We start from the raw sequence: 9,593 nt of genomic DNA, 5'->3' as shown, positions 1-9,593 counted from the left end.
CACTGCGCCAAAAAGGGTTGGACAGTACAACGCATCATGCGGGTACTTCAGGTGAGTTTATTTGAGCGAAAACCACTGGTTGAGCTATTAAATCCAGAGCCACCAGATAAGCAAAAAAGGGATCCTCAACTGAGGATCCCTGTATGATCAAAAACTATGGGACAGCAGTGCCTCTCTGGCGCCTTTTTCTTTCACACATAGGTCTTCGTCAGGTTTCACTCACCTCGGCCTGCTCAGCCGCCGGATTCAGTCGATAACAAGGTGTGTACTCCTTGTAATTCAGCTTCATGCGGCGCTGCTCTACAAAGGAGGTTAGCAACCGGTCCAGTTCGCCCATCATTGCGGGATCCCCCTGGATATCAAACGGTCCGTGTTCCTCTATGGCCCGAATTCCCGGCTCCTTCACATTACCCGCCACGATACCTGAAAGGGCACAACGCAAGTTCGCTGCCAGCTCAAAATTGCTCTGGCCGTGGTTGATATTCAGCTGCGCCATGTTGTCGTGAGTTGGTTCAAATGGCTGCTGGAACCCTTCAGGAATATGCAGCTGCCAATTGAAGTGGAATGACTCACTGGTCGCTTTGCGGTATTCGGTCACATTCTTGAGACCTTGATTCATCCGCAACGCCACCTCATGAGCATCATCGATTATGATCTCATAACGCTGACTGGCTTCTTCACCCAGAGTCTGACGGATAAACTTATCGACGGTGGCGAAGTACTCTTCACTGCCCTCAGGCCCAGTAAAGATAAGCGGAAACGGGATCTTACGGTTACGTTCGTGCAGCAACAAACCCAGGATATAGAGGATCTCTTCTGCCGTACCAGCACCGCCCGGGAAGACGATAATACCGTGCCCCAATCGCACAAAGGCTTCCAGGCGTTTCTCTATGTCCGGCATGATGATCAGTTCATTCACGATCGGGTTTGGGCTTTCCGCAGCGATGATGCCTGGCTCGGAGATACCCACATAGCGGCCATCGTCTATCCGCTGCTTGGCATGCGCGATGGTGGCGCCTTTCATCGGTCCTTTCATCGCTCCCGGTCCACAACCGGTGCAGATATCCAGTGCCCGCAGGCCCAGCTCGTAGCCGACTTTTTTGGTGTATTCGTATTCGTGGCGACTGATTGAGTGTCCACCCCAGCACACCACCAAATTCGGCTTCACGTGCGGTCGGATCGCTTCGGCGTGGCGCAGAATATGAAAGACCATGTTGCTGATCGATTCGGAGTCGTCGAGACCTGCGCAGCATTTATCCAGCTCGTCACCCACGTAGAGCAGGTCGCGCAGCACGGAGAACAGATGCTCACGGATACCGGTGATGATCTCACCGTCAACAAAGGCGCTGACTGGAGCATTGATCAAGTCCAGCTGCACGCCTCGGTGTTTCTGGCTGATCTTGATATCGAATTTCTGAAATTTCTCCAGGACTTTCTTGGTACTGTCCAGTTCGCTGCCGCAGTTAAGCACCGCCAGGCTGCATTGGCGGAAGAGTTTATACAACCCGCCCTGGCTGGCGTCATGAAGTTTGGCAACTTCGTAGGGAGATAAGGTGTCAAGATTATCCAGTGGTGTCACACTGGTGGTAACGAATTGTTCTGTGATCATGTAATCCACCTCCTTGGGCAGTCAGACGCAGCAATCATGCCGCCGGTTCGACGGTGGCCTGCGCCTCTTCATGTACTCTTTATGTCATACGTCAGACCAATGACATTTCCATGAAGTTCACAAAATCACTATAGATTATCCTCAGCAACCTGCCAAAACTGGTTGTTTTTCAACCAATTACTATCTCAAAAGCTGATCAACAAAATCGGGCAGCACTTCACTGGCCGTGCCATAGATATGCTCGTCAAACGCAGACTCCACCCGAGATGGCTCCAGATTCAGCTCAACGGTGTGTGCACCGGCGGCATTGGCGACTTCAACAAATCCGGCAGCCGGATAAACGTGGCCAGAGGTACCGATCGACAGGAACAGGTCACAGTTATCCAGCGCATTGTAGATCCGATCCATATGCATCGGCATCTCACCAAACCAGACTATATCCGGTCGCAGCAAGCCCGGTTCGCCGCAGCAACCGCAGAGGTCATCCGGTGAACTGGAACCCTCGAAGAAGGTCACTTCACCACTTTGCGAGCAACGCATGTTCAGCAGCTCACCGTGCATGTGAATCAGATTCTCGCTACCGGCCCGCTCATGGAGGTTATCGATATTCTGGGTGACCAGCAGCACCGAACCAGGATGACGTTTCTCCAGTTCAGCCAGGGCATAGTGGGCAGAATTGGGTTGCACATCTGGCGACAGCAGGCCTTGACGCCGTTCGTTGTAGAACCGATGTACCAATTCCGGATCACGCACAAAGGCTTCCGGCGTGGCCACATCCTCAACCCGGTGGTCTTCCCATAAGCCATCAGCGGCCCGAAAGGTACGAATACCGGATTCCGCCGAAATGCCCGCCCCGGTCAGGATTACAATCGATTCCGCGCTCATGCTCACCTCCACAAAAAATCCTAGTGTCACAATACAGCAATGCTTGTGTAATTAGACTATCTTTGAATTCAAGGTAACTGAAAAAACCGAACCGGTACAATCGGTTGCCCCAACAAGGAAAGGCAGGTGACCCTGTCCTACAGGACCTAACCACTTGATGAGATCGCACGACAAACTGGAACAGGAAGTGGCGTTTATCGAAGGATCTGCGCCCCAATTTCAACATCGCAGCAGCAGAGGATGATGCCCAACGATGTTACGCAGTAACCTGAACCACCCTACCCGACCTCTCAGCCTCTACCGGGCCTGCAGCTGTTTCGCCAGCGCCCTAACCATCCCTGGAAAGTCAGCTGCTAATTACCCGCCCGGCGTCAAAAGGAATCAGCCATGACCGCATCTAAGCTCTACATTCTGGATACCAACGTTCTGCTTCACGACCCTAAGTGTCTGTACGAGTTCAAGGAGCAGGATATCGCCATTCCCATGACCGTCCTGGAGGAGCTGGACGACATCAAGGACCGCAAAAAAAACGTATCGTCCGAAGCGCGTCACGCCATTCGCGCCATCGACCAGATCCTGAGTGGTGCAGAAACACCTACGCAGATCACCAAAGGTGTACCGATCAAGCAGAACGGACCGGATGGTGTAGACCTGCGTCTAGGCAAGTTAAGCATCTTCCCGGATCACGAGTTGACCATGCGCCAGGGCTTTCTGCCTAACGAGCACAACAAGGACAACCTGATCATCAACTGTGCGCTGCACCTGCAGACCACCAACCCGCACCGCGAAATCATCCTGGTCACCAAGGATATCAACATGCGCCTGAAGGCGCTGGGTGCAGGTCTGCAGAAGGTGGAAGACTATCGCACCGACCAGCTGGTATCGGATATCGAGCTGCTGCCGGCCGGACACTACAAAATGGAAGGCAACTTCTGGGATCACGTCACCGATGTGAAAAGTTACCAGGAAGGTAAATACACTTACCATCAAGTCGACCGTTCTATCCTGCCCAACACCTATCCGGCCGAGTATATCTTTGATGACTCCGAAGATTTTGCTGCCCGTGTGGTCAACGTGGACGAGGGCATCATCACGCTGCAGGACCTGAACCACGAACGAATCATGCAACAGAACTGCTGGGGTATCGAACCGATCAATATCCAGCAGGCTTTCGCCATGCAGGCGGTGCTGGACCCGTCGATTGATCTGGCGATCCTAAACGGTGCAGCCGGTTCCGGTAAAACCCTGGTGGCACTGGCCTGTGCACTGGAGATGGTGATTGAAGAGAAACAATACAACAAGATCATCGTCACCCGCTCTACCCCGCCGGTCGCCGAGGATATCGGTTTCCTGCCGGGTACCGAGGAGGAGAAGATGACCCCTTGGCTGAGTGCAATCCACGATAACCTGGAAGCGATGCATGAACACGATGAGCGCCCACAGAGCAGCGTGAAGTACGCGATCGAGAAGGCCAACATCCAGTTCAAGTCACTGAACTTTATCCGTGGCCGCAGTATTCAGGACGCACTGGTACTGATCGACGAAGCCCAGAACCTGACGCCGTCACAGCTGAAAACCATCATCACCCGCTGTGGTAAAGGCTCGAAGATGATCTGTCTGGGTAACCTGGCACAGATCGACTCCAACTACCTGACCCCGCTCACCTCGGGTTTGACCTACATTGTGGAGCGCTTCAAGGACTACCCGGGCGCGGCCAACGTACATCTGGAAGGTATCTTCCGCTCCGAACTGGCGGAATATGCTGAGGAACATCTTTGATCTAACGCGAAAGCCGCAATTCTAGACTAAAGTCTAAACACTTCTGAATGCCGCTATATTTCTGGTGTAGCGGCATTTTTAATGGCCGAGAGTCAGCACGGGCTAACATGCGCGCTTCCAATCCGTTGTGTTATCCCTATAATCCCGCCGCAACAAAACAATAATAATAAATTCATATTACGCGACCGCTGTTTCAGTAATAAAAATAAGACACTGAACACTCAACATCCACGCCGTCGCCTCAGATGCCCCACTACCCAACCGGGCAACCTGAGTTTCTTTTTTGCTCCATTTGCTCGACCCATAATTCAGTTATCACCCAAGCGACCACGGGAAAGTACTTTACGCCTACGTAAATGCTTATGACCGGGTCTGACCAACTGAACTCCAGTTTCTTCCGGAAGCCGAGTAGCACTCTGTGCAAAGCGACTTCCCCTTTATTTGTGCCGGACGACGGTCCGGCAATTTTTCCTGCACCTTTTCCTGCACCATCTGCGGTATAATTCTCCCCAACAACCTTTGCACCCTGCTTTACTATGTCCAATCTTGCCAACAAGCTGACACGTGGCCTGAAAACGCTCCTGATCCTGCCGATTCGTGGTTACCAGTACCTGATCAGCCCGTTGCTGGGCAGCAACTGCCGCTTCTACCCGAGCTGTTCGCACTACATGATCGAAGCGATCGAAACTCACGGCATACTGAAAGGTGGTTATTTGGGGATCCGACGCATTCTGCGTTGCCACCCCTACAGTGAAGGCGGTATGGATCCGGTGCCTCCGCGTTGCGGCTGTGGTTCGCATAGCAACGATGATCCGTCCGGAACCGAGAGTAAGCCCTCTGCAGACCACACCAACAACGGATAGCAGTCAGCTTTGATTGCTTCCCCCAGCACACGCTGTGTACTAATCCCCCCTCTCAAACACGGACGTCGAACTGACACCGCTCAAGCCTGCCTAAAAATCAGCAGGTTACTCGTCCAATAGACCAATCAAAACTTTTGACCACAGCCTATTCGCCGACTATAGCTATAAAGATGACACCGGCCCCAGGACGTAAGGTTGCCTATGTTTAATCCGTTCTCCGTCATACTCATCGTGACAATTTATATGGCTCTGCTGTTTGCCTTGGCACAGTGGGTCGAACGGCGTAACGAACTGACAGGGAAGCAGATCAGCAGCCCCTGGGTGTACGCCCTCTCTATTGCGGTTTACCACACCTCCTGGACCTTCTATGGCAGTGTGGGTTTCGCTGCTAACTCCGGCCTGCTTTTCCTTGGCGTTTACGTGGGTGGATTTATTGCCGTAATGTTCTGGCACATCACCTTGCGCAAGATGATCCAGGCGAAAGAGACCTACCACATCACCAGCATCGCCGACTTTATATCCACCCGCTATAACCGCTCACAGAAGATCGCAGCGCTGGTCACCATCACCGCCCTGCTGGGCATCGTGCCCTATATCTCATTGCAGCTGAAAGCGGTGATTGCTTCATTCAACCTGATCACCCACGACAATCCCGAGATGATGGACACGGACCTGTCCGGTATCTTTGTCACCCTGGTGATGATCGCCTTCACCATTCTGTTTGGTGTACGCCGCCTCGACCCGACGGAACGCCACCAGGGGATGATCTTTGCATTGGTTGCCGAGTGTATTGTGAAACTGGTGGCTTTTATCGCAGTAGGTCTGTTTGTCTCCTTTGTAATGTTTGATGGCTTCGGCGACATCAACCAGCGGATAACCGAAGCGGGTTTAGACCATGTCACCAGTTTTGCTGTCAACGACAATGCCTGGTCGATGTGGGTCACCCTGATCGTGTTAAGTTTCTTTCTCGTGCAGCTGTTACCACGCCAGTTCCATGTTGCAGTTGTCGAGAACACCAACCCCAAGCACATCCGCACCGCCATGTGGCTGTTCCCACTGTATATGGTGCTGATCAACATTTTTGTCGTGCCGATCGCCGCAGGTGGTTTGCTCTCCGGCCTCGACAGCAGCCTGGCCGACTACTTCGTCCTGCTGCTTCCTAAACTAGCTGGCAATAATGTGCTTTCACTGGTTGCCTTTATCGGCGGCTTCTCTGCCGCCACCGGCATGATCATTATCACCACCATGACGCTATCAACGATGGCGTCCAACCACCTCATATTGCCCGCCATCGAGCGCACCAATTCCTGTACTTTCCTGCGCGGCTACCTGCTGCAGGTACGCTGGGGACTGGTGACCCTGATCCTGTTGGGCAGCTACTGGTTTACACTGGAGTTTGCCGACTCGTACATTCTGGTTTCCATCGGTCTGATGTCTTTTGTGGCAATTCTGCAGTTCGGCCCGGCAACCTTTGGTGGCCTGTTCTGGAAAAAAGCCAACAGCATGGGGGCCTTCATGGGTCTGCTCGCGGGTTTCATCGCCTGGGCCTATACTCTGGTCCTGCCGACACTGGCCAAACACGGCTGGCTCGCCATGAGCCTGCTCGATCAGGGCCTGTTTGGCATCGCGATGCTGCGCCCCGAAGCGTTGTTTGGTCTTGAGGGACTGCACCCGGTCACACACGCTGTGCTCTGGTCGATGCTGGCAAACGTGGGGATCTACGTGGCGTTCTCACTGCTGTACCAGCCCAACAAAACAGAGCGCAACTTCACCACCGAGTTTATGTGTGCCATGCTGCCGCGTGCCTCCGGCCATAAGGCACGCCCAACCGGGCTTGAAGCCTATATCGCCCTGAGCCCCAAACTGGAAGAAGCTCATACCCTACTCTCCAACTATCTGCCCGCAGACAAAGCCCAGGAACATGTCAATAACATTGCCGATGACCTGCAGGTATTCGAGAAAACCCATATCACAATCATCGAACTGGTTGAGTTTCACCGAATGCTGGAGCATGTTCTGGCGGGTTCTATCGGGTCGGCGGGTGCGCACGGCGCCATGGAAAACCGCATCCGCTACTCAGACAAAGAGGCCGCCGACCTGCAGGCGGTATTCAGCCATATCGTCAGTGAGCTGCAAGGTCCCGCGGTTAGCCCTGACCTCAGCAAAACTGAACCACAGGACGCAGGTATGGGACTGCTGGAAGACTTGCAGGCCCAGATCGATAAGTTGCAATTGAGCATTCAGCAGAAAGACAATGAGATCACCACCCTGGAGCGCAAGCTGGATGACCGCTACGAAGAGATCTTCAAATACCGCTTAGAAGTGCAGAAAACCCATCAGGAGAATGAAGCCCTGCGCAAAGAGCTGGGTGAGAAGCTAAGCCATCTCTGACTGACGTTTCGGAGTTGCTTTCAGGGATAAGATTCAGGGATCCGTTTTCGGAGATGCGCTTTCAAGCTTCCGCAGATAATGCGCGCACAACCAGCTCAAACCGGTAAACAGGGTAACACCCACGGCATCGGCCGCCAGGTCATACAGGTCAAAGGTGCGACTAGGGATAAAGTACTGACTGATCTCTTCTGTTACCGCAAAGGATGTCACGATCGCAGTGCCCAGATAGATCTGACACCATCCTCGGCCCAGAGTCTGGAACCTGAAGCAGAGATTCAACATCAGTACCATCAGGCCAAATACGCCAAAGTGTCCCACCTTGTCGCCGTAAGGCAGTGAGCGCACCCACTGGAAGATGGCGGCTTCTTTCCCGGTATTCGCTTCAAATATCACCCACAACACGCACAACACGAACACTGTTGTCAGCGGGATCACGAAGCGATGGATGCCTTGAATCACCTTAACCAATCTCTTTACCGAGTCTGTTTACCGAATCTGTTTACCGAATCTGTTTACACAACTTTGCACGATCTAGCCCAAACTTTACATGCGGATTCGTACCATAGTCAGAAGAATCCCAAACGATGTAAAGGTTCCCACGATGCTCAAGAAATTCCTACTGCTACTGACCCTCAGCCTCACTGCACTGGGCGCTAATGCACAGACGCCTGATCTGGAACAACAGATCGCCGACATAAAGGAACGCCTGGCACTTACGGACAGCCAAAGCGAGCAGATCAAACCGATCATTGAGAACAGCTTAGCGACCCGTCGTGAAATTCTGAAGAAATACGGTATTGATCCGGCCAGCGGTGACCGACAAAGCTTCAAAAAGCTGAGTTTCGGTGACAAACGTAAGCTAAGGGGTGAGCTGAAGGATGCGAAGATAGCGACTGACAAAAAATTGGAAGCGATCTTAAGTGACGAGCAGATGGACGAGTACGAGGAAATTCAGAAGGAGCGTAAAGAGGAACTACGCGCACACATGAAGAAGCAGAGCTAAGACCATTAAGCGCTCTCCATACAAAAAAAGGGCCCGATAAGGGCCCTTCGTTTAAATCTGATTTACAACACGTGGATGTTAGTCGTGTTCGTGCAGGTGAACATCCATCTGCGGATAAGGAATGCTGATCTCTTCCGCATCAAAACGCATTTTAACCGCCTCAGTGGTATCCCACTTCACATTCCAGAAATCAGCTGATTTCACCCAAGGACGTACCACAAAGTTCACGCTGCTATCAGCCAGTTCAGATACCGCCACAACCGGCGCAGGATCTTTCAGTACACGCTCATCGTTCGCCAGAATCTCTTCCAGGATCGATTTCGCTTTTTTCAGATCATCTTCGTAGCCGATACCAAACAACATATCCACACGACGGGTGTCACGGGCAGAGTAGTTAACAATTACACCGCTGTAGATACCACCGTTTGGCACGATCACCTCGCGGTTATCCGGGGTACGCATCACGGTATTGAAGATGGTTACGTGCTCCACAATACCAGAGACGCCAGCAGCTTCTACAAAATCACCTTCACGGAATGGACGGAACACAATCAGCATCACACCGGCCGCAAAGTTCTTCAGGGAATCCTGCAGCGCCAGGCCAACAGCCAAACCAGCAGCACCGACCAATGCGATCAGCGACGTGGTATCCACACCCAGTTGATCCAGGGCCGCCACCACTACAACCAGCAGCAACAGGATATTGGCAATTGATGTGATGAAGTTCACCAGCATGTCGTCCATCTTGGAGCGACGTAGCAGGCGTGTAATCAGTTTAACGATCTGATTTGCAACCCAGCGACCGACAAAGAAGATCGCCAGCGCCAGCAGAATATTAATCACCCATGGGTAGATATAGGTGTCGAACATATTTTCCATTGTGTTTTCCCCATCCAGTTAATTCCCGTTGCCACTAAAACAGAACATCCCGTTATTCAGTGGCCGGAAGACGCATTTGTTATCATACTAATGCTTAACACAAACTTACTTCACTTTTACTTCACTCCAGCCCTCATATTCAGGGCGATTCGGAGCACAGGCTCATCGAAAAGTATTAAACAAC

Annotated in this window: 8 protein-coding genes; 4 read left to right on the top strand and 4 right to left on the bottom strand. The window is 52.4% G+C overall.

Annotation, left to right across the window (positions count from 1 at the left end; all coding sequences use genetic code 11):
* Positions 1 to 208: 208 nt before the first annotated feature.
* Entirely contained in the window at positions 209 to 1,609 is a 1,401-nt protein-coding gene (gene ppnN / locus ACEQ15_RS13595) for a nucleotide 5'-monophosphate nucleosidase PpnN (RefSeq protein WP_370279752.1), read from the bottom strand.
* A gap of 180 nt (positions 1,610 to 1,789) precedes the next feature.
* Complete coding sequence (cobB, locus tag ACEQ15_RS13590) at positions 1,790 to 2,494, bottom strand: Sir2 family NAD+-dependent deacetylase (protein ID WP_370279751.1); 705 nt, start codon at positions 2,492 to 2,494, stop codon at positions 1,790 to 1,792.
* Positions 2,495 to 2,881: 387 nt separating this feature from the next.
* Here cobB and ACEQ15_RS13585 point away from each other — a divergent pair, with 387 nt between their 5' ends.
* The 3 genes from ACEQ15_RS13585 to ACEQ15_RS13575 all read left to right on the top strand — a co-directional run bounded on the left by ACEQ15_RS13585 (position 2,882) and on the right by ACEQ15_RS13575 (position 7,527).
* The gene (locus ACEQ15_RS13585; protein WP_370279750.1) at positions 2,882 to 4,273 is read left to right on the top strand and encodes a PhoH family protein; all 1,392 of its coding nucleotides are present in this window, start codon (positions 2,882 to 2,884) and stop codon (positions 4,271 to 4,273) included.
* 536 nt (positions 4,274 to 4,809) lie between these two features.
* Positions 4,810 to 5,136, top strand: a complete 327-nt coding sequence (yidD, locus tag ACEQ15_RS13580; RefSeq protein WP_370279749.1) for a membrane protein insertion efficiency factor YidD — start codon at positions 4,810 to 4,812, stop codon at positions 5,134 to 5,136.
* Between the two features lie 243 nt (positions 5,137 to 5,379).
* Positions 5,380 to 7,527, top strand: coding sequence for a hypothetical protein (locus tag ACEQ15_RS13575; RefSeq protein ID WP_370279748.1), 2,148 nt, complete (start codon positions 5,380 to 5,382; stop codon positions 7,525 to 7,527).
* Between the two features lie 33 nt (positions 7,528 to 7,560).
* Here the strand turns inward: ACEQ15_RS13575 and ACEQ15_RS13570 are convergent, their stop codons facing one another.
* Positions 7,561 to 7,986: a VanZ family protein gene (locus ACEQ15_RS13570; protein ID WP_370279747.1), complete on the bottom strand. Its 426-nt coding sequence runs from the start codon at positions 7,984 to 7,986 to the stop codon at positions 7,561 to 7,563.
* Positions 7,987 to 8,128: 142 nt separating this feature from the next.
* Between ACEQ15_RS13570 and ACEQ15_RS13565 the strand changes: the two genes are divergently transcribed.
* Positions 8,129 to 8,530, top strand: coding sequence for a Spy/CpxP family protein refolding chaperone (locus tag ACEQ15_RS13565; protein ID WP_370279746.1), 402 nt, complete (start codon positions 8,129 to 8,131; stop codon positions 8,528 to 8,530).
* A gap of 78 nt (positions 8,531 to 8,608) precedes the next feature.
* Here the strand turns inward: ACEQ15_RS13565 and ACEQ15_RS13560 are convergent, their stop codons facing one another.
* Complete coding sequence (locus tag ACEQ15_RS13560; RefSeq protein WP_370279745.1) at positions 8,609 to 9,409, bottom strand: mechanosensitive ion channel family protein; 801 nt, start codon at positions 9,407 to 9,409, stop codon at positions 8,609 to 8,611.
* Positions 9,410 to 9,593 lie beyond the last annotated feature (184 nt).

The sequence above is a fragment of the Pontibacterium sp. genome, from assembly GCF_964228735.1.
GTDB lineage: Bacteria > Pseudomonadota > Gammaproteobacteria > Pseudomonadales > Balneatricaceae > Pontibacterium.
This window is presented reverse-complemented; position numbering and strand designations above follow the sequence as displayed.